The 21,057-nt window shown below is 41.0% G+C and carries 18 protein-coding genes; 8 read left to right on the plus strand and 10 right to left on the minus strand.

Going from position 1 to position 21,057, the window contains the following annotated elements; genetic code table 11:
• Positions 1-667: 667 nt before the first annotated feature.
• Both G4420_RS13160 and G4420_RS13165 read right to left on the minus strand, forming a co-directional pair.
• On the minus strand, positions 668-2,986 hold the full coding sequence (locus G4420_RS13160; protein ID WP_163324149.1) for a M1 family metallopeptidase: 2,319 nt from the start codon (positions 2,984-2,986) through the stop codon (positions 668-670).
• Positions 2,987-3,132: 146 nt separating this feature from the next.
• A complete protein-coding gene (locus tag G4420_RS13165; protein WP_163324151.1) occupies positions 3,133-3,711 on the minus strand; it encodes a HupE/UreJ family protein in 579 nt (192 codons plus the stop codon).
• 34 nt (positions 3,712-3,745) lie between these two features.
• Between G4420_RS13165 and G4420_RS13170 the strand changes: the two genes are divergently transcribed.
• From G4420_RS13170 to G4420_RS13180, 3 genes are all read left to right on the plus strand, one after another.
• Positions 3,746-4,255 (plus strand): DUF6702 family protein, encoded by a 510-nt coding sequence (locus tag G4420_RS13170; protein WP_163324153.1) that lies wholly within the window; start codon positions 3,746-3,748, stop codon positions 4,253-4,255.
• A gap of 75 nt (positions 4,256-4,330) precedes the next feature.
• Complete coding sequence (locus G4420_RS13175; RefSeq protein WP_163324155.1) at positions 4,331-4,711, plus strand: hypothetical protein; 381 nt, start codon at positions 4,331-4,333, stop codon at positions 4,709-4,711.
• A 1-nt stretch (position 4,712) separates the two neighbouring features.
• The gene (locus G4420_RS13180) at positions 4,713-5,060 is read left to right on the plus strand and encodes a translation initiation factor (protein WP_163324157.1); all 348 of its coding nucleotides are present in this window, start codon (positions 4,713-4,715) and stop codon (positions 5,058-5,060) included.
• A 359-nt stretch (positions 5,061-5,419) separates the two neighbouring features.
• On the opposite strand, the gene rplS is transcribed toward G4420_RS13180, so the two are convergent.
• The 5 genes from rplS to G4420_RS13205 form a co-directional block, all read right to left on the minus strand.
• Positions 5,420-5,767 carry a 50S ribosomal protein L19 gene (gene rplS, locus G4420_RS13185; protein ID WP_163324158.1) on the minus strand — a complete coding sequence of 116 codons (348 nt, stop codon included), beginning with the start codon at positions 5,765-5,767 and terminating at the stop codon, positions 5,420-5,422.
• Between the two features lie 162 nt (positions 5,768-5,929).
• Positions 5,930-7,618, minus strand: coding sequence for a dipeptidase (locus G4420_RS13190; RefSeq protein ID WP_163324160.1), 1,689 nt, complete (start codon positions 7,616-7,618; stop codon positions 5,930-5,932).
• Positions 7,619-7,694: 76 nt separating this feature from the next.
• Positions 7,695-8,876 (minus strand): aminotransferase class V-fold PLP-dependent enzyme, encoded by a 1,182-nt coding sequence (locus tag G4420_RS13195; protein WP_163324161.1) that lies wholly within the window; start codon positions 8,874-8,876, stop codon positions 7,695-7,697.
• Between the two features lie 116 nt (positions 8,877-8,992).
• Entirely contained in the window at positions 8,993-10,066 is a 1,074-nt protein-coding gene (locus G4420_RS13200; RefSeq protein WP_163324163.1) for an anhydro-N-acetylmuramic acid kinase, read from the minus strand.
• Positions 10,067-10,082: 16 nt separating this feature from the next.
• Positions 10,083-11,780: a M23 family metallopeptidase gene (locus G4420_RS13205; protein ID WP_163324165.1), complete on the minus strand. Its 1,698-nt coding sequence runs from the start codon at positions 11,778-11,780 to the stop codon at positions 10,083-10,085.
• 343 nt (positions 11,781-12,123) lie between these two features.
• Between G4420_RS13205 and G4420_RS13210 the strand changes: the two genes are divergently transcribed.
• The 3 genes from G4420_RS13210 to rny all read left to right on the plus strand — a co-directional run bounded on the left by G4420_RS13210 (position 12,124) and on the right by rny (position 14,372).
• Positions 12,124-12,417: a hypothetical protein gene (locus tag G4420_RS13210; RefSeq protein ID WP_163324167.1), complete on the plus strand. Its 294-nt coding sequence runs from the start codon at positions 12,124-12,126 to the stop codon at positions 12,415-12,417.
• A 4-nt stretch (positions 12,418-12,421) separates the two neighbouring features.
• Positions 12,422-12,724 carry a cell division protein ZapA gene (locus G4420_RS13215; RefSeq protein ID WP_045033106.1) on the plus strand — a complete coding sequence of 101 codons (303 nt, stop codon included), beginning with the start codon at positions 12,422-12,424 and terminating at the stop codon, positions 12,722-12,724.
• 94 nt (positions 12,725-12,818) lie between these two features.
• On the plus strand, positions 12,819-14,372 hold the full coding sequence (gene rny / locus G4420_RS13220; RefSeq protein WP_163324169.1) for a ribonuclease Y: 1,554 nt from the start codon (positions 12,819-12,821) through the stop codon (positions 14,370-14,372).
• Positions 14,373-14,448: 76 nt separating this feature from the next.
• Here rny and G4420_RS13225 read toward each other — a convergent pair whose 3' ends face one another.
• Positions 14,449-15,321 (minus strand): transglutaminase-like domain-containing protein, encoded by an 873-nt coding sequence (locus G4420_RS13225; protein ID WP_163324171.1) that lies wholly within the window; start codon positions 15,319-15,321, stop codon positions 14,449-14,451.
• Positions 15,322-15,323: 2 nt separating this feature from the next.
• Complete coding sequence (locus tag G4420_RS13230) at positions 15,324-16,193, minus strand: nucleoside phosphorylase (protein WP_163324173.1); 870 nt, start codon at positions 16,191-16,193, stop codon at positions 15,324-15,326.
• Positions 16,194-16,437: 244 nt separating this feature from the next.
• Between G4420_RS13230 and G4420_RS13235 the strand changes: the two genes are divergently transcribed.
• On the plus strand, positions 16,438-18,255 hold the full coding sequence (locus G4420_RS13235) for a hypothetical protein (protein WP_163324175.1): 1,818 nt from the start codon (positions 16,438-16,440) through the stop codon (positions 18,253-18,255).
• Positions 18,252-18,605, plus strand: a complete 354-nt coding sequence (locus tag G4420_RS13240; RefSeq protein WP_204273683.1) for a transcriptional regulator — start codon at positions 18,252-18,254, stop codon at positions 18,603-18,605. Before G4420_RS13235 ends, G4420_RS13240 begins: the two co-directional genes overlap by 4 nt.
• Positions 18,606-18,619: 14 nt before the next feature.
• Here the strand turns inward: G4420_RS13240 and G4420_RS13245 are convergent, their stop codons facing one another.
• On the minus strand, positions 18,620-20,908 hold the full coding sequence (locus tag G4420_RS13245; protein WP_163324177.1) for a patatin-like phospholipase family protein: 2,289 nt from the start codon (positions 20,906-20,908) through the stop codon (positions 18,620-18,622).
• Between the last annotated feature and the right edge of the window lie 149 nt (positions 20,909-21,057).

Here is a 21,057-nt window from a genome sequence, read left to right on the forward strand (position 1 = left end):
ATGTCCGCAATTTAGTTTCATATTTTTGTTTTTATAATGACCGCCAACGTATGTGTAAGTGTATTACACATACATCGCTTATAGCATAAGTTTTTAAATTTTGTATAAATCGTATTTTCCTGGGGCGCGCTCCACTGCTTTGAATCTTCTTCCTGTGTCGCCGGGTGAAAAGGTCGAATAAAAATAGAAATAAATACTATGTAAACCAAACAGGGAGCGTAAAACTGCTTAATTGTATTTGGAGCAAGGGCAGGAAGCTATATTTGAAAGTGAAAACAATTCTGATGAATATCCTGAATGCCGATGATTTCCGGCTCCTTTTGTAAGCTACTCTATACATAAAAATAACTTTTGAAGGGGTAGGTAAAATGACCAATATTCAATAACGAATATCCAATGCAGAACAAGGCAAAACGTATCAATCTGCAGTTGATTTGGATATCGTTTATTCAGATTTTGCTATTGGCCTTCAGAGGACTATCAAAAAAAAAGGAAGCAAACTTCCTATCGAAGTGCTTCCTTTCTGATTTATTTAAATCGCGGTTAGGATTATACAAATTGTAATTTAAAATGGCCTGTGGAAAATTTTACATATTACAATTGTTAATGCCGATAGACTGAAAAAGGAGTCCCGACTTCGGGACGACATTTTTGAAGCTAATCGGTATTATTTTTTTGCCTTTTGCATGGGGTTTTCGCCACCTCCGGAGTATCGGCCACTGCCATATCTTGATTTGTACAATTCGAAACGGGTTGGCTGTCTACGCTCGGGCCAGTAGTTGTTGTTCAAATCGGTGTCGGCAGTTTCGCGGTAAGGGTCGAGGATAATTTGCTCCACTTCTTTGCTAAACATAAACACCTTAGATACCTCTTCGTTGTTTTTCCGCCAAATTTCGGCAGGAATGTACTGAAGCTCTTCTGTTCCGTCGGTAAATTCAAATTTCAGGATCACCGGCATTACCAGTCCGCCCAAATTCTTAAAGTCGATCTGGTAGAAGTTCAGGTTGGCACCCAGCAATTCTTTTTCTTCCTTGCTCAGGCTTTTTACAAACCGATCGTACTCCTCTTTATCTTCTTTGGTTACTTTGTATTCGTCGTAGGTGGTATAAAAATCTGCAGCTTCAGGGTTTTTAGCCCTGTAGGTTTCATTGGCAAATGCTTTGTTGCGCATGGTGGTAATGGAAATAGCTGCCTCTTCGTCAGTGGCTTTTTTTAGTGGTTTTTCCACTTCAGGATCTTGGGTATTGGCCTGGTACCATTTTACGTTCTCCATCGAAATATCGCAGTGGTCGGTGGTAAAAAACCATCCGCGCCAGAACCAGTCCAAATCAACTCCCGAGGCATCTTCCATGGTACGGAAGAAATCGGCAGGAGTAGGGTGTTTAAACATCCAGCGTTGTGCATATTCTTTAAAAGCATAGTCGAACAGTTCGCGGCCCATAACAGTTTCGCGCAAAATATTCAGTGCCGTACTTGGTTTGGCGTAAGCATTGCTACCCAGGTTCCAAACCGACTCGGAGTTGGTCATTACCGGCGAAATAAATTTCTTGTCGCCACTCATATAAGGAACAATGTTGGCTGCTACTCCGCGCGACGACGGGTAACCGGGTTCCCATTCCTGTTCGGTTAATAACTGTACAAATGTATTTAATCCTTCGTCCATCCAGGTCCACTGGCGTTCGTCGGAGTTTACGATCATCGGGAAGAAGTTGTGTCCCACTTCGTGAATGATAACACCGATCATTCCGTATTTGGTGCGTTTGCTGTAAGTACCGTCGCTTTCGGGGCGGCCACCGTTAAAACAAATCATCGGGTATTCCATTCCAATGCGGTCGGTGTGTACCGAAATGGCTACCGGGTAGGGGTAATCGAAAGTGAATTTCGAGTAGGTTTTTACAGTATGCGCTACCACGCGTGTTGAGTATTGCTCCCACAGCGGGTTCCCTTCTTTGGGGTAATACGACATGGCCATTACGGTGCGTTCGCCAAATTTTACGGCCATCGCATCCCAGATAAATTTACGCGAGCTGGCAAAAGCAAAGTCGCGTACATTTTCGGCTTTAAATACCCATGTTTTTTCTTTTTTTACTTTTCCTTTCTCAGCCTTCAGTGCATCTTCAGGAGATACAATAAAAACAGGATCTTCCGTATCGGCTTTTGCTTTTTCAAAACGATCGATCTGTTCCTGAGTCAATACCTCGTCGGTGTTCTGAAGAACTCCGGTTGCACCCACCACGTGGTCGGCCGGAACGGTAAGACTCACTTCAAAATCGCCAAAGGGCAGGGTAAACTCGCCTGTTCCGAGGAACTGTTTGTGTTGCCAGCCTTCCACTTCGTTATAAACGGCCATACGCGGGTAAAACTGAGCAATGGTATAAATGTAGTTGTCTTCGTTTTTAAAATATTCGTAACCCGAACGGCCACCATCAGTTAGGCGGTCGTTAATGTTGTACCACCATTTTACTTTAAAAGTGAAAGATTCGCCCGGTTTTAAAGTTTCGGGTAAATCAACACGCATCATGGTTTTATTAATGGTTGCCGGCAAATCGTTTCCATCGGCATCCTGCACGTAATCCAGTTTAAAACCACCATCAAAATCGTACATCATGCGTTTCAACTGGCCAAATGAAACACGCTGATTTAATCCTGAAGTCATTGTTTTGTAGGTGTCCGAATCCTTTGCACGCATATTCTGGTCGAGCTGCAACCATAAATATTTCAGAATGTCGGGCGACTGGTTGTGGTAGGTAATGGTTTCTTCGCCATAAATTCGCTGGGTTTCGTCGTCCAGCCTGATGTTCATTTTGTAATCGGCCTTTTGTTGCCAGTACTCGTGCCCCGGTGCCCCCGATGCGGTACGGTAAACATTAGGTGTTGCCAACTCTTGTTTTAACTGCCTGAACTTATTCAGGTTAATGTTTTCCTGAGCCAGCGAAACGGCACAGGCAGATACAAAAAAGGTAATAAAAAGTGCTAATTTTTTCATTATGTAATTAAATGTCTAATATCGATGCCAAAATGCTAGGCGAACAAAATTAGCAATACTTTTAAGTTATTGTAATTTCTACTATAAAAAATACAATTTGTTTACAAAAGCTTGCAATGGCTTCGGATTTGTTATGAAACGAAAGTTTAAAAAACGGCCGGTGCTTTCTCTATCATTAAAATAACAGAAATACCAAAAGCCATTCCGGATACAAAAATGCGCCAGAAATCGCTTTTCGACCGAAACAATTGCACGGTGAGAAACATCAGCGCAAAATAGATGGCAAGTATCAGCAGTTGCCCCAATTCGAGACCGATGTTAAAGGCCAGCAGAGGTGTTAAGATATTCGACTCGCGCCCCAACAGTTGTTTCAGGTAGTTTGAAAATCCCAGTCCGTGTATCAGACCAAAAAACAAAGTAAGCACATAAACCACCCGGTTATTTTTGGCTTTAAACGGAATAATATTGGCAATGGCCGTAACACAAATGGTGGCCGGAATCAGAAATTCAATTATATCGGACGAAACATTAACGACGTTTAAAGTGGATAGTGCCAGCGTAATCGAGTGCCCAATGGTGAAAGCCGTTATCAGTATAAATATCTTTTTAAACTGGCTTAAATTGTACCCGGCACATAAGGCCAGAACAAAAACAATGTGGTCGTAACCGTGAATGTCAATAATGTGTTTGAACCCCAATTTGAGGTACATCTCGAATAAACTCATAAAATTTTTACTTTTGCCCAATAATTTGAAGGGCATGAAAATAAGTAAAAAAATAATTCTACCGGTTTTGTTTCTTTTTTTAGGGGTGTTTTTCTCCAATGCACATCCTTTTTATGTGAGTATTTGCCAGATAGATTTTAATGAGCAAAACCAATCGCTTGAAATTTCGGTAAAAATCTTTGTCGACGATCTGATCGAAGGATTGTCGGAAGAAGGGCACAATAAACTTTACATTGGCGAAACGCGGGAAGATGCGCATACCGACGAATATATTTATGATTATTTAAAGAAAAGTATCCGGCTGAAGGTAAACGACAAGGATGTTGAACCAGCATTTGTTGGCAAGGAGCTGGAGACAGACGTAGTTTGGACCTACATGGAGATCGGTAACATTGCCGACCTGAAGAACATAGAAGTAGACTGTAATTTGCTTACCGATGTTTTTAGCGACCAGAGCAACATTGTACAGGTGAATAAAAACGGGGAAATAAAAAACCTGCTGCTGAGTAAACGAGATACAAACGGCCGGTTAAAGTTTGATTAAAAACTGAACCAACTTATTGTTAGGGTGAATATTTACGCAGATAATATTATCTTACAACCCGAATAACAGAGTAATATGAATCCATTAGCCATTATTGGTGCATTTGTAATAACCCTGTCGTTTCTGGCCTACGGCGTTGGAAGCATTTCATTGGTGCGATTCAGAATTGTTGGACGAATTGTAGTTACCTTTTTGTCGATAGGCGTAGTACTGGATATTGTTGCAATAACTTTAATGGTTTTGGGCTCAAAGGGATCTCCCTTTACCTTGCACGGTTTTCTTGGTGCAACAGCGTTTTTAGTCATGTTGGTGGAGGCAATATGGTGTTGGAAAATGTATATTGCCGAAGGTCGCGACAGCAAGGCACATAAAACGCATATTATTTATACAAAAACCGCTTATTTATTTTGGGTAGTGGCTTATTTTACGGGAAGTTTAATAGTAATTTGGAGGTGATATGTCGAATAATGACTGGAAAGAACGATTAGGAGTGGTGTTTTCAACCAATCCTGATTTTAACTACGATAAAGACGAACAGGAAGAGCAGGACACCTTAGCTGCCAATCAACAGGATTTGCGGGTAATGCTGGATCGGAAAAAACGAAAAGGCAAAGCGGTAACGCTTATAACCGGTTTTGTTGGATCAGAAGACGACCTGAAAGAACTGGGTAAAAAACTTAAATCGAAATGTGGGGTAGGCGGTACTGTTAAAGATGGCGAAATCCTTATTCAGGGCGACTTTTGCCAACGTATTATCGAGCTGCTTAAAGCTGATGGTTATAAAGTAAAACGATCAGGTGGTTAATTCAGATTATTATCAAGAAGCCGGAATTTACTTCCGGAAACCTTACCCTCACTTTTATCTCTCCCTTCCTTGAAGGGAAAGACGATCAGCCTCCACAAGTAAATACGAATTAAATAAATTGATGTTTTTGATGTGAACAACCACTGTCCAATCGTCCTTCCTTGCTTGCAGGGAAGGATAAGAGGAAGGGTATTTTAGATGAAGAGAAAAGCCCCGTTCCATTTTTACAAGGAACGGGGCTTTTTTATGCTTTTTAGCCGACGTTAAAATTCGATCAGTTTGAGTTTTGGAACAGTTTTGTGTAGGGAGCAAAAAAAAGGCCTCCAAGCGGAGACCTTTTACTTATTGCGATGCAATTTTTAGAATCTTTTTTCTTTGATACGGGCTTTTTTACCTGTTAAGCTACGTAAGTAGAAGATACGTTTACGACGAACGCTACCACGTTTGTTCAATTCGATACTCTCGATGAAAGGAGAGCTGATAGGGAAGATACGCTCAACACCAATGTTACCTGACATTTTACGGATAGTAAAAGTTTTGGTAGTTCCTCTTCCACTTATCTGGATAACAACACCACGGAATTTCTGAATCCTTTCTTTGTTACCCTCTTTAATTTTATAGCTAACAGTGATAGTATCACCTGCGCCGAATTTTGGGTGGTTTACTTCCACTTCAAATTCTTTCTCTACTAATTTAACTAAGTCCATTTTCTTAATTTTTAATAAGTTGGCAATGTATCCAGATGATTATCGGGAAAGAGATTGCATTAAATCGGCTGCAAAAATAGTGTTTTTTTCAACTCCTCAAACACTTTTGGCCTTTATTTTCAATTATTTGCCTGGTTCCAGGTATTGAAACACACTTTTCTTTTAATGGCTGTTACCATTTACTTTAAAATGGTCGCCCGTAGCTTTAATTATTGCTTCGTACCACCATTCGGGGTATCCTGCAAAAATTGGCGATGCCGGCATACCTGTTTCGGTACGTACAAATTCGCCGCCACTTTCGCGTTTTATGTTGCCATCGGTGTATTTTACCACCAAATAATGATAGAGTTTTTTCCATTCTTTGGTCATATTTTCAGCTTCATTTCGCGAGAACTCGGTAATAAATTTTCTTGCCTGTTCTTCATTAACCGTGTTATACAGGTTTTCAGCTGCTTTATCAATTGACGGTACGTAGGTCACAAATTTATCTTCCAGTTGGCGCTGAACGATTTTTACATCTTTAATCATATCGCTGTAACGCAGGTAGGCGTAGTTGGCCACCTGGCTGAAAGTCCAGAATGCAGATGTTTCGCTGTAAGTAAGCAAATCGCCGTTGCCCACTGCAAAACACTCCGGAATTTCTGTAATTCCGCAATACATCGGAACGTAGCAGGTTGAGTAGGTGTCGTCAACGCCGAACCACAGAATTCCACCAATTGGATCGGGCAACCAGTTGCGGCATTGTGCCACAAACGAAAATCCGGTTTGCTGAGTTGAAATGGCGCGCTCGTTGCAGTATTCAACCGAATCAACTTCCCATGTCAGTCCGCGCCAGCGGTAGGGCAGTCCGTAAGGTCCGGCTCCCAAATCCTGTGTCATATCCAGTTCTGTTCCTTCAAAATGATCACGCATCATACCCATCACATCCTGAACGCTCAGTTGTTTATCGGGCTTTACCCACAAGGGCAAACGGTTGGTTGCATAATTGTTTTCGCCACCTTGCAGCACAATTCCTTTTGCATACTCGGTGTATTCTTCCATTCCGCCGGCCACTTTGTTAAAACCGGCCCAAACGCGCGCATCGCAAAAACGTGCGGCACCAAAATCAACCGGAGCATATACATCGGAGAAACTAAAATCTTTATTGGTGCCCATAAACCAGCCTTTTTCGCGGGCAAACGAAATTACATCTTTTGAATACAGGCAGTTTTTCGAGTCGTTTAACGGGAAAGTTGTAATACGCGCCTGGTTGGCGTGTCCGCTTATATAACCATCGGGAATACGTTGTGCAACCCAAACAGCCCCTTTTTCGCCTTGTCCTTTGCCAATCATCTCTAAAATCCAAACTTCTTCAGGATCGGCTATCGAAAATGATTCCCCCGAGCTGTAGTAACCATATTCTTCAACCAAACCGGTCATTACCTCGATGGCTTCGCGGGCTGTTTTGGCACGTTGAAGTGTTACATAAATCAAACTGCCGTAGTCCATAATTGCACCCGGCTGGCTCGCTAATTCGCTGCGGCCGCCAAAAGTGGTTTCTGAAATGGCCAGCTGAAACTCGTTCATATTGCCAATTACACTATAGGTGTGTGCCGGTTGCGGAATTTCACCTAAATAAATACCGGTGTCCCATTCGTAAATCTTACGCATGGCACCTTCGGGGTGATCGGCTGCCGGCTGATAATATAACTCGCCGTAAAGCGTGTGCGAATCGGCCGCATAGGTGATCATCGTTGACCCGTCGATAGAAGCGCCTTTTGAAATTAAAAAATTGGTACAAGCATTCGATAGCTGCTGATTTAAAAGAATGAATGTCAGAACGAGCATTCCTATAACCCTAATCTTCCTCATTTTAAGTCTGTTTTATTTCAATCAATGGGGCAAAGATAATGAAATGAAAAAACTGGCTAATGATTTTTATTTCGTATTACAGGCAGCTTTTTATCCGTTCAAAAATCTCCTCAATATCGTTATCCAAACCAACAGAAAACCGCACCAGTCCATCAGATAATCCCATTTCTTTTTGTACTTCAACAGGAATTTCTGATGATGTACTGTGTCCCGAGCAGCTAAACAGCGTGCGGAAATAGCCCAGCGAAACTGCCAGGTAGCCAATATTGGCCTGTTGCATTTTAAACATCACTTCGTTAGCGCGTTTTTCCGTTTCCAGGTCAATCGCCAGCATTCCGCCGTAACCGTATTGTTTGTTCATTAGGCGTGTGTGCAATTCATGTTGCGGATGGCTTGGCAGGCCGGTGTATTTTATTGAAACGCCCATTTCTTCGAGTTTTTCTGCCAGAAATAAGGCATTCTTGCTGTGCTGTTTTATACGCAGATGCAGGGTGTGCAGATTCTTCAAAATGCTCGACGAGCGTAAAGGATCAAGAACAGGACCCAGCAACATGGCTGTGCCGTCGTTTACATTCGAAAGCTGACTGATAAACTCATTCGAGCCGCAAATAGCACCGGCTACACAATCGTTTTTACCGTTTATAAATTTGGTCATGCTGTACACCACAAAATCGGCACCCAGTTCGGCCGGCGAAAATATCATAGGCGTAAAAGTATTGTCGACCATAATTTTTGCCTGATGGTCGTGGGCAATTTTTGCCAACCCGGGAATATCAGAAACCTGAAGTAACGGATTGGTAACCATTTCGGTGTAAATGATTTTTGTATTGGGGCGCAAAGCATTTTTCACCTGTTCCAAATCGGTAATATCAACAAATGAAACTTCAATATTGTATTTAGGGAGCCAGTTTTTGAGAAAGGCATAGGTGCCGCCATATGTGGTTACACTGGTTATTATGTGGTCGCCCGATTTGCAAAGTTGCAATATGGAACAGGTAATGGCTGCCATTCCTGATGATGTTATCCATGCCGATTCTGTTCCTTCCATGGCTGCCAGTGCGTCGGCAAGGAATTTATTACTCGGGTTCCAGTGGCGCGAGTATAAAAAACATCCCTCCATATGGCCGAGGAATGTTTCTTCCATGGTTTCGCCTTCCAGAAAAGTGTAGGTTGAAGAATCGGTTATCGATGGGTTTACACCACCAAATTCGCCAAATTGCTGGATATCGAAAATTCTTTTTGCAGGATCTGAGTTCATATTCAAAGTTTTAGTTTGAGGGCAAGTTAGAGGGAATGAAAATACAAGAGAATGATTTTTGTCTGCAAATGAATTTCCCTGCTGTAGAATATCTTTTGTGTGAGGTTAAAACGAATTTAGGGCAAAAAGATCACACCGCCACAACTGTCCTTTCTTGCCCCGGTCACTGATGCCAGACAGTTTACCTGTTCTTTCAGACGAAGCACGCCCATAAATGCAAAAACGATGGCTTCTTTGTAATTGATCAGATCCGGTTCGGGAAGAACGATTTCAGTTGTTGTTAATTCCTGCATCCGTTCAATTAAAAAGGAGTTGAATGCACCGCCACCGGTTACCAGCATTTTTCCTTTACCTGACAGATCTTTTGTGATTTGCACGGCAATATGCTCGTAAATGGTGCGCATATTATCGTAAGTATTCAATTCTGATTCATCCAGAATGGGTAGAAAATCAGCTTCGATCCATTCGCGCCCTAACGATTTTGGAGGCTGCTGGTGATAGTAGGAGAGTGCATTTAATTTTTTCAGAAGGGTTTCATCAACTTTTCCTTTCCTACCTAAATTGCCGTTTTTATCATAGGGCAGACCAAATTCTTCTGCCAGCGGATTTAAAACAATATTCACCGGGCAATTGTCAAAAGCTAAACGAACACCTTTCGCATCGTACGAAATATTGGCAAAACCACCCAGATTGAGGCAGTAATCGTATTCCGAAAAAAGCAGGCTGTCGCCAATAGGTACAAGCGGAGCTCCCTGGCCACCAAGTACTACATCGCCGGTTCTGAAATCGCAAACTGTAAGGCAATTGTTTTCGGCAGCAAGATGTGCTCCGCTGCCTATTTGCAGGGTAAAACCATTTTCGGGCTGATGAAAAACAGTGTGGCCGTGTGATGCAATTAAATCCGCTGCGAATTTTGTTTTATTAATAAACTTGCTGGCTTGTTCGCCCAGGAATATCCCGTATTCTGCATTTAGTTTTGTGAGTTCAGTTCCGGAAAGCGTATGTGCTGTTTCAAGGCGTTTTTTCCATTCAGAAGTGTACGAAATGGTTTCGGCTTCCTGCAATTTGAACGCCCATTTATTATTGTGCTCCGTAAATTCAACAGCCGCAAAGTCTAATCCGTCGAGTGAGGTGCCCGACATCATTCCAATGGCCTTAAACGTATTTTTACTTTCCCGGGAATTTTTCATCTTTTCACAATTTTAATCACTTCCAAAATTGAGTTTCATAAACTGTATTGTTATTTCGATAGTCGGTAATTGTTAATTTGAAGGTATGGTTTTTTCCCATTTCAAATCGCTCCTTATCGAAATAATGGGTTATTGTTGCTGTTTTCGGGTCGTATTCAAAAAGTGCCCACCTTCCGTCGAGCAAACCTTCAATGGTATTTATGCCGGCAAGGTCATCCTTGATTTTAAAACGAATCCGGTTCGCCTCAGTTAGTTTATTGTCTGCGATACTTAATGGGACTATCTCTGGCGGAATGGTGTCAACCGTAACTGCATAAACGCCTAAATTAGTCGTTTCTGTTGTAACCCAGCCATTTTGGTAACGGCCACCGGCAGCGCTGAATTCACCCGTTACCGGGTGAACGTAAGCCATAACTACTTTAGATTCCAGATGTGCAGGCAGGCTGTCGGTGCGAATGGCAATCATTGCATTTTTGTGTAAGGGAACGGTATTGTTGTGGAGGAAATGATAATCGGAGAAAAAGGTATCGGAAGCCTTTTCGGTGCGGTATTCAAAACGAAAATCGGAATACAAAGCACCTGCCGGGATCTCCAACCGAACCGAATCGTTTGCAAAACGATTAAAATGGTTATAAACAAAACGTTCACCTTTTATTGAATCTGGTTTAAGGTTAGCATTTTTCCCCACAATTGTAAAGTCAATCAACGAGGTATTTCCGTACGTGTCCTGCAGTTCTATTTCAACCTTTCCGTTTTGCTCGTTCTTCGAAATTAAGTGTCCTTCTGATCCGTTGTGCGTGTATATTGGGAGTTTGTTTCCCGGGTCGATCCATGTTTTTATATAACGGCGTTGTTCCGTTTTATACGCGCTGTACACAATGTGGCTGTTCAGATAACGCGTATCGTTAAACGAAAAACGGTTGAGGGTAAACGAGAACTGATCTTCGTTATTAAACAGCATCCGCAGCAGGTTGATACCGCATTTGTTGTAGCTGTCGTTAAAATAGTCGTTGGTTTGTATGGCAACGCCAATCTCTCCCCAAACCGGAATGATTGGATTGTTTTTTAAGTGGTATTTGCCCTCGTAAAAAACTACGGGGTAACTTTTTGGCGTGCGCGAATAAGCCACATGCGAACTGTCGGAGAGCGGAACCAGCAACACTGAGAATATCTTTGGGGCAATATCATCTTTCACCGGAAATCCAAAATTCAAAGGATTTAGTGGCTCTTCCGTTCTGGTGTCGCGAATTTCGAAATGCAGGTGCGGCCCGCCCGAACTTCCGCTGTTCCCGCTTTTGGCAATCTCTTCGTCCTGTTTAACCGGGAACAGATACGACGGAATTTGGAGGTCGACCCGAAAAGATTGTTTTTTGTATTGCTGATCTTTTACATACTTGGCAATTTCACGACTAAAAGCTTTTAAATGCCCGTAAACAGAGGTGGTCCCGTTGGGATGATCGATATATAAAGCCTTACCATAACCAGTTGGCGATACCACAATACGCGATACGTAACCATCGGCAACAGCATAAACCGGCAAGCTTGTTGTACCCTGTGTTTTTAAATCGATGCCCGAATGAAAATGATTGCTTCGCAGCTCTGCAAAACTTCCGCTTAGCAGTAAGGGAATCTTCACCGGATCGGTATAATAGCGTTGTTGGGCCATCCCAAACAATGCGAATAAAAGAAAAAGAGGTGTAAAAAATGTTCTCATCGTTGTTTAATCCGTATTATTTATCTCCACGTAGCAAACCTTCCAATGCGACAAAGTTTCGTTCCCATTTTCGATAGTCAAAAATGAACTCAACAAAGTCGGGATTAACCCGGAAAAACATGTTTATTGCTCGAATCAAATGAATTATCCGGCTTAATTGGAAGCACCAAATTTAATTAATTTATAACGGCTGCAAGTCTTGTTTTTAACTTTGTCCTGTAATCTTCATTGTTCATCTGCAAACTACTAACATAGGTTTGTTAGCATAAAAAGAATGCAATCGATTTGATTTCCTTTTACAATCAGGAAAAAAAGTTAACTTTGTTCGCGAAATGCAGCTAAAATGACCGAAGAGGATCACTTGCTACTTAATGATTTAAAGCGCAATACACAGCAACTGTTCGAAAAATACAATGAATTGGAACAGAAAAATAAAATGCTGAGTGAACAGGTAGAGGACCTGAAGCAGGAAATTGAATTAATGGAGCATGAAAAGGTTGAATTAGGTCGGAGTTACGAGCAACTAAAAGTAGCCAACCGGATTTTATCTGAACGGGATGAAAACGGTGAAGCTAAACAGAGAATTGACTTTTTGATACGGGAGATTGATAAATGTATCGCATTACTAAACAGGTAATGTTTTGAAAGATAAAGACTTTAGAATACATATTAAGATTGATGGACGGGTTTACCCTCTAAACATCAATCGCGACGAGGAAGAGAGATACCGAAAAGCTGCAAAGATTGTTGAAGAAACGATTTCGTCATTTCGGAAGATGTTTCAGGATAACGACAATCAGGATATTTTGGCAATGACTGCATTTCAGGTGGCACTGCGTTACACTGAAGAGCAACAAAGCCGCGATTACTCTCAATTCGTTGATGATATAAAGGATATAAAGGATGATATTTCTGATTTTCTTAAGGAAAAGGAAAAGAAATAAAGTCTGAATACATAAATAATCAAAGCCCGTATTAGGCCGGTTCGAACGAGGACCAGGTTTATTACGGGTTTTTTAGTAACTAATTATTTGAAATATGGATATAATAATAGGAGTAGCCGCAGGGTTTATTGTGGGAGGCGCTTTAGCTTATCTGGTGTGGGATAAGGCCCTGAAGGCGAAAAAGAATCGGATTATCGGCGAAGGAAAAGCCGAGGCCGAAGTGATTAAAAAAGATAAAATATTGCAGGCCAAAGAAAAATTTCTGCAGTTAAAATCGGAACACGAAAAGTACATTAATGAAAGGAATTCGCAGTTAGCGAAGGAGGAGAACAAGTACAAACAACGTGAGACAACTTTAAATCAACGTCGCGATGAGTTAAATCGCAAAACAAAAGAATTTGAAACTACACGCCGTGAAGTGGAAGCTATTCGCGAGAATTTGAATACACAATTACAGCGTGTTGAGCACAAAAGCGAAGAGCTTGATAAAGTACACAGACAACACCTTGAAAAACTGGAGCAAATTTCAGGACTTTCGGCTGATGATGCAAAAGAGCAGTTGGTAGAATCGTTACAGGAAGAAGCCAAAACAGAAGCCGTTGCATACATTAACGAAATAATGGAAGAGGCGAAACAGACTGCCAATAAGGAAGCTAAAAAGATCGTTGTAAAATCGATTCAACGTGTGGCTACCGAAACGGCTATTGAAAATGCTGTTACTATTTTCCACATTGAAAGCGACGAAATTAAAGGACGAATTATTGGTCGTGAAGGCCGAAACATTCGTGCCCTTGAAGCCGCTACCGGTGTTGAGATTGTTGTTGACGATACTCCGGAAGCAATTGTGCTTTCAGCTTTCGATCCTGTACGACGCGAGATTGCCCGTTTGGCTTTGCACCAGCTGGTAACCGACGGACGTATTCACCCTGCACGTATTGAAGAAGTGGTGCAGAAAGTGAAAAAACAGGTTGACGAAGAAGTTATTGAAACCGGTAAACGTACTGCCATCGACCTTGGAATTCATGGTTTACACCCTGAGTTGATTCGTTTGGTTGGTAAGATGAAATACCGTTCATCATACGGACAAAACCTGCTGCAGCACTCGCGCGAGGTAGCTAACCTATGTGCTACTATGGCATCGGAGTTGGGATTAAATCCTAAAAAAGCAAAACGCGCCGGATTGTTGCACGATATTGGTAAAGTGCCGGATGACGAGCCGGAATTGCCACACGCAGTGCTTGGTATGAAACTGGCGGAGAAATACAAAGAGAAACCGGATATTTGCAACGCCATTGGTGCTCACCACGACGAAGTGGAAATGCAATCATTATTTGCACCAATCGTTCAGGTTTGTGATGCTATTTCTGGTGCTCGTCCGGGTGCCCGTCGCGAGGTGGTTGAGTCGTACATTAAACGATTGAAAGACCTTGAAGATTTGGCACTTTCTTATCCTGGAGTACTGAAGACATATGCTATTCAGGCGGGTAGAGAATTACGTGTAATTGTTGGTTCAGAGAAATTAACCGATCAGGATACTGAACAGCTTTCATACGATATCTCGAAACGTATTCAGGATGAAATGACTTATCCGGGACAGATTAAAATTACTGTAATAAGGGAAACCCGTGCAGTAAGTTATGCGAAGTAAGAAGTACAACTTTATAGATACAAAAAAAACTTCGGCCAAATGGTCGAAGTTTTTTTATGCCTAAAGTTTGCTGTCCTTAAAACAAACTAAGCAATTCTTTTATCTTATCTTCCTTTTCGGTATATCCAACCGCATTGTATGCCTCAAGCATCGATTCTACCAGACGTTGTATAAATAAAACATCAGGTTTTGGCTCGGCATATTCTCTTATAGGTCGGTATTCGTTTCTTTTAAGGTGATAATCAATTTCTCTGCGGCTGGTAATCGAGCCTTTATTCGATGGGTTGATATAAAAGAGCACCTCTGTATCCCGGGTTGAACCATGTACTTTTTGTGCCAGTTCTGCATCTACAATGGCTACCAGCGGGTTTTTCGGGAAATCAACCAGATATGCCGGTAGCTCAATGGCTCGGGCAATAATCGTATAAAAAATACTCATCGAAACCGGATTACCGCGTTTGGTGTCCAGTATCTGGTTTAAAAAGCAGTTTTGTGGCGAATTGGGATTGCTCAAATTCACCGAATAACCATTCAAATTAAAAATGAAATGGTTTAATATGGTCGTCTTTTCAAGTAGCGTCAACGAGTTATTCAATTCCAGCCAGATCGATTTTCGCAGGTTCTCGATCTTTAAGGTCAGGTTTAACGGATTCAAATCCGGGTACTGAAATTTATCGACGGCACAAAATCCTTCAAAAAGATCTTGCGTTCCCGGCGTTTGGTTGATCCAGTTTTTCAGCCCGCTAAAAGTTCTTTTAAACTGAAGGCTTTGAATGATATTTTCAATACGGTTTTGACTGTTCTCATCAAAACTTTGTTCCCACTTTTTTTCCAAAGCCGGAATAATTTCTTCATCTTCTTTTAGCAATTCCTGTTGAACCATCTGGAACACAGTTGTATCCGGATCATCAAGGAGGGTGATTAGTGCATCAAGTCTTTCCTGTTTCATGCCTAATTACTTAAATTATCGAGTACTGCTTTAATTAGTTTTTTCATCTCGTCGCGGTAGTTTTCGTTGGCGGTAAGCGTAACGCGGTTGGCAATAATTAAACATACCGTAAGCGCGTTGTGCCCCATCAGTTTCGACAAGCCATAAATGGCCGAGCTTTCCATTTCAAAATTGGTTATCCGCAAATTTTTGTACGAAAAGGTTTCAACCAATTCGTTTAATTGAGGGAAAGCCAATGGTAAACGCAACTCCCGGCCTTGTGGGGCATAAAAGCCCGGTGCCGAAATGGTAACACCCTTTTTAAAGCGCTCATCCGAAAATTTATCCAGTAGCTTTTGTCCGGCATCAACGGTATAAGGAGCTGCCAGCGAATTGCTCCATTGGGTATGATTCCGAAAGGCCGTTTCGAACTCCATGTCGGAAACCTGCTCGCGGTTGGCGTAATAATTCAGCAAACCATCAAAACCAATCGATTTTTCAGAAACCACAAAGCTGTTTACCGGAAGATCAGTCTGTAATCCGCCCGATGTGCCTATACGAACAATATCAAGCGAGCTCAGTTCTTTTTTTACACTGCGTGTTTCCAGGTCGATATTTACCAGAGCATCTAGCTCATTCAATACAATATCAATATTATCGGTGCCAATTCCTGTTGAAATAACTGATATTTTCTTTTGCTTGTAAAATCCGGTAATCGTTTTAAATTCACGGTTTTGCACCGTAAAATCGATTTTGTCGAAAAAGCCGGCAATGGTATCAACGCGGGCAGGATCGCCAACAAGAATAATTTGCCTGCCAATGTTTTCAGGTTTTAAATGTAAATGGAATATACTTCCATCGCTATTTAAGATTAGTTCTGAGTGTTTAATCATTGTTTGCTTTTATAGTCCGACCAAATCTATTTAAAATAACGTTGAACACCAATGACGGCGCGGAAAACATATAAACAGCTAAGAACGAAGTTTCAGTTTTTATTGTGTGATTTTGTTAAAAACCCTACATATGTTAAACAGAAAGGATAAATTTTGGAGAAATCCCCAGATTATTACGTTTTAATACTAAAAAACCCATTAAATTTTTATTTTTGATACAAATACGAATCTAATAGCAAACCAGATGTCATTTAAAATTTTTTCACTTCAACTTACAGGTAAGATCAAGTCGGTTGAGGTAATCGAGAAAAAGCGCAAACAATTAGCCGACGATTACGCTGAATTTTTAAAAACGCAAGATTCAGAAGAGCTGAAAGCATTTTTAGAGTTGGAAAAATATGTTACTTCCAATGAATTTGCTGCAAGGAAGAAGGAGGTTGAAGGACATAGTTTTAAAGGAAGTGAGGAGGAAAAGCAATTAAAGGAATTTCATGGATTGCAAAAGGCAGCACGTATAAAGAACTATTTTAAGGTAGAAGGTTCTGCTGACCTGATTCGGTATGAGAAAGAAAAAGAATCGCAGAAACTGGCAGATTTTTATGCGCTTGAAGAATACGTGAAAGATGGCGATTTTGAAAAAGATAAAAAGGAAATTAAAGGCCGGGTTTTTAAAGGTTCGGCTGAAGAGAAGCATTTAAAGGAATTAAAAAAGCTTGAAAAATCGGCCGGTATAAAAGCCTACAATGAGCTGGAAGGTTCGGAAAAACTGAAACAGCACAAGGCATTTGAAGCTTCGGATAAAATGAAGCAATACAAAGAGTTAAAAACGGCAGCAGTAAATGATAGCGAAAAGAAGAAGGAGTTTAACCGTTTGAGCAAGGATTCGGCAGTTGTAAACTATTTCAAATTCGAGAAATCGAAAAACCTGAAGTTGTATCACGAGATTAGCGGAAGTCATAGTCTGGTTCGTTACAAAGAATTAAAAGAACAGGTAAACACCGAAGAATTCAAAAAGAAGGTTGCCTTTTTAAAAGACAAGAAGAAGTTTGAAAAAAGCGAAGCCTACAAAAAATACACAGATTATAAAAAACTGGCAGCTGATCCGGTGGTGACTTTTGTGTTGAAATACGAGAAATCGAAACTCTACAAAAACTACCTTGACGTTAAAGAATCGTTTGATTTAAAACGACATAACGAACTTAAAGAGTTGATTGAATCGGAAGAATATAAAAAGAAAAAAGCGTGGTTGGAAGACAAAAAACGCTGGGAAAAAACAGAAGATGCGCAGAAGTTGAACCAATACGAAGCCGATAAGAAGAAACCGGAATTTGTAAAATACTTTAAATACAAAGACAGCAGCGATTTTGACTTTTTCAAAAACTGGGATGTTGTGTTTGAGGACTCGTTTGCCGATAAAAAACTGGATAATACCAAATGGATGACAAGCTCGTTAACAGCATCAAAAACTTTGGGGCAAAACTATGCAATGCCGGGCGACTTAAGTGTTTTCACTAACGGTGCCAACATTCAAACCGGTAATAAACTAAGTATTCAGGTTAAACGTGAAAACAAAGAAGGCATGGTTTGGCAAATGCCAGCCGGCTTTGTTCCTGCTGATTTCGACTATACGTCGGGAATGATCAGTTCGTGCGAGAATTTCCAGTTCGGGGATGGAATTGTTGAAGCAAAAATTTTCTTTAATCCCGTGAAACAGGTGGCCAGTTCATTTTACCTGGCCAATGGCAGCAACGTTCCGCGTGTTAACCTGGTTGAAATGGGAGCAAAAAATATTCTGGGAATTTACACCATGAACGGAAGCGGAAAAATAGCTTCAGAAGGATTGGAAATTAATAACCTGAAAAAGGGAGCTTATATTTTCTCGCTCGAAAAATCGGGAGCAACTTTCACCTGGAAAATTAATGAACAGGAGGTTTTACAGCTGAACAGTAACGATTTAAATAAACCTTTGGAGTTAAATGCTTCAAGTCTTGTTATTGATAAATTACCCGGATCATCAGCCAGTTTCGATGTTGAATGGGTGAAATGCTATCGTAAAAAATGATATTGAAAGATAGGGACGTAAACTGGATGGACGCATTTGGTGGAGCCATTACAGTTTGCAATACAGAGGGGATTATTGTTTATATGAATGATTTTTCCATTCGGCAGTTTGAAAAGTATGGCGGCGAAAAATTGTTGGGTACAAACCTTCTGGATTGTCATCCCGAGCCATCGAAAACCAAACTTCGTGAAATGCTGGCAACACCAACCGAGAATACCTATACCACTGAAAAGGATGGAGTAACAAAGGTAGTTACCCAAAAACCATGGATGGAAAACGGGAAATTCTGCGGGGTAGTGGAGCTGTCGTTTGAACTTCCTTCAGCTATAGAAAATCATATTCGTAGTTAATTTGGATACCTGTTTTACAAACCTCGTTTGTTGAATAAGATATATCCAAAATTCAGCGTAACATAAAGGTTGGTATTACTTTTTTCGTAGTAGTTGAACGACAGACTTACCGGTCCGATTCCGGTTTGATAAACCAATGCAGCCAATCCCTGCAGATAATAATTATTGATAAAATCGTCGCTTTTAATTGCCGAAAGGTCTGCTTGTTCCAACTCTTCATGAATAGGGCAAAAACCATAACCTTCAACACGAAGATGCCAGTCGGGCGAGAATTTGAATATGGCTTTTAATCCTCCGGCCAGGAAATTATTCGAATTAAATTCGTTTATAAACAGCGATTTACTGTGTGGTGTTGGCGAAAATCCCTGGGCTGAAAGTTTTGTCGACCGGTATGTTTGAAACAATTTTTTTGTACTTAAAAATGATTCGAGATGAGTACCCAACACAAATCTCTCTCCCAACGAAAAATAGCGTAAAGATTGGGCATGAAGTTGAAAATAATTATGATTTGAAAGTTGTGTTGCAGACTTTGCATTATTTCCTGCTATGTACTTTTCTTCGCCAATCACAAATCTACCGTCAATTACACGATGGGCACCTTCTGTTGCATACTGCTTGTAATTCAGTGAGTTATTTTCGAATGCCAACTTCGAAACGAATGCGTTGAATTTTGAATTGTTAGGCGTACCTCCTTCTTCCGTTTCATCGGTTTGATAAAAATCATTACTTGCCGATGAATAGGCAATACCCGCATAAATTTTACTGTGCAGGCCCAGCGGTAATCCGGTTTCTAATCTGAAGTTGGTTTCATCTTTTATAATGAACGGCGAGCGAACATCTTCGAAAATCAGCTCTGTACTCGACGAAAAATAATCCCAGCGGTTAAAGGTTAGATACGACTCGAGGTAGAAAGGCAGTGCTGTTGGATAATCAATGCGGCCCCCCAACTTAAATGAACTGTAAAATCGCCCAAAATAAATGTTTGAATGAAGCGAGTAGGCTCTGCTGTTGTAGCTCCGGAAATTAATCGCTGCAAAACCCTGGTTAATCGGCTTGGTAGAAATATTTCCACCAATACTCAAATCCAAACGTTTTTCGGGTTCTACTTTTAAATGCAGATCGAAATAACCCGTACCGGGATTGTAGCGCGTAATGGGTTGGATCGACTTTAGCTGTTCATCGGCAACCAATTTGAAATATTCGGTTTTTAATGCAGAAAGCGAGACAATGTTATTCCGGTGTTTTATACTTTGGATGATGAACTGTCGTTGCATGGGGTCGGTAACACCTTCAACCTGAATATTTTGAAAGTTGAGTTCAGGTTTTCGTGCATTAAAACTGTCGCGTTTTGCCTGAACCACTTCTTTTGGAATACGACGTTTAATCAGTTGTTTTATACTATCTATTTGGGCCAGTGTAGTTTGTTCTCCGCGGGCCAGAACGGTATCTATTTTATGAAAATCGAGCAAACCAACATTGTCGAATTTAGTTTCCAGAAGAATTCCATCCGATGGTTTAATCTCAAAATTAGTAGGCCGCATCACCATGTTCGAAATTTGCCGCATAACATCATCGGCGTCGGCAGCTCTTACATCATCAGCCACCTTATGCCCGATAATAATATCCGGGTTAAAAATTTCTTTCATATGGTCGGTAGGGAAGTTATTCAGCAAACCACCGTCGAAGAGTAATTTCCCGTCAATCTCGATAGGTTTAAAATAAAGCGGAACCGTCATCGATGCCCGCATGGCATTGCCCAAATCGCCGTTGCGCAAAACCAGTGGTTTACTATTGTTTACATCGGCGGCAATACAAAAGTAAGGCACCATCAGCTGGTTAAAATCATAGTTACAGGCCGCGCTGGTTGCAGCCGTTAGTTCCATAAAGGCAAAATCCATTTGTTCACCTGGAATAATATTGGTTGGTGGCAGAATTTTTACTTTTTCATCTTTTTTTGCCACACGAAGTTGTACCCAGGTTGGATCGTCTTCCTGACGTTTAAAATAATAACGGTATTCACGTTGTATTTTTCCGGTCGACCAGAAATAAAAATCATCCGACTTAAAAAGTTCTTCCATTTCCTCGGTAGAATAACCTGCGGCATAAAGTCCACCAACAATTGCTCCAATTGAAGTTCCTGATATATAATCGATTGGAATGTTGTTTTCTTCCAGAACCCGTATCACCCCAATATGCGCCATTCCTTTGGCGCCACCACCACTAAGCACAAGCCCAACCGATTGAGCATTGCCATGCAAAACGGCAAAAATAAATAACGGAATAACAAGGAGTGATCTAATCATTGGGTCAATTGTTTTCTGAACGCTATCAAAATTACTAAAAAAGGAGAGTATGTTAAATACGCTTATCAGTAAATCTTACTAAAAACTGATTAAATTCATTTGTATCATTTATACAGACAGAAAAATACCAGAAGAGGTTGCTTTCATGT

Source organism: Draconibacterium mangrovi (assembly GCF_010586825.1).
Lineage (GTDB): Bacteria > Bacteroidota > Bacteroidia > Bacteroidales > Prolixibacteraceae > Draconibacterium > Draconibacterium mangrovi.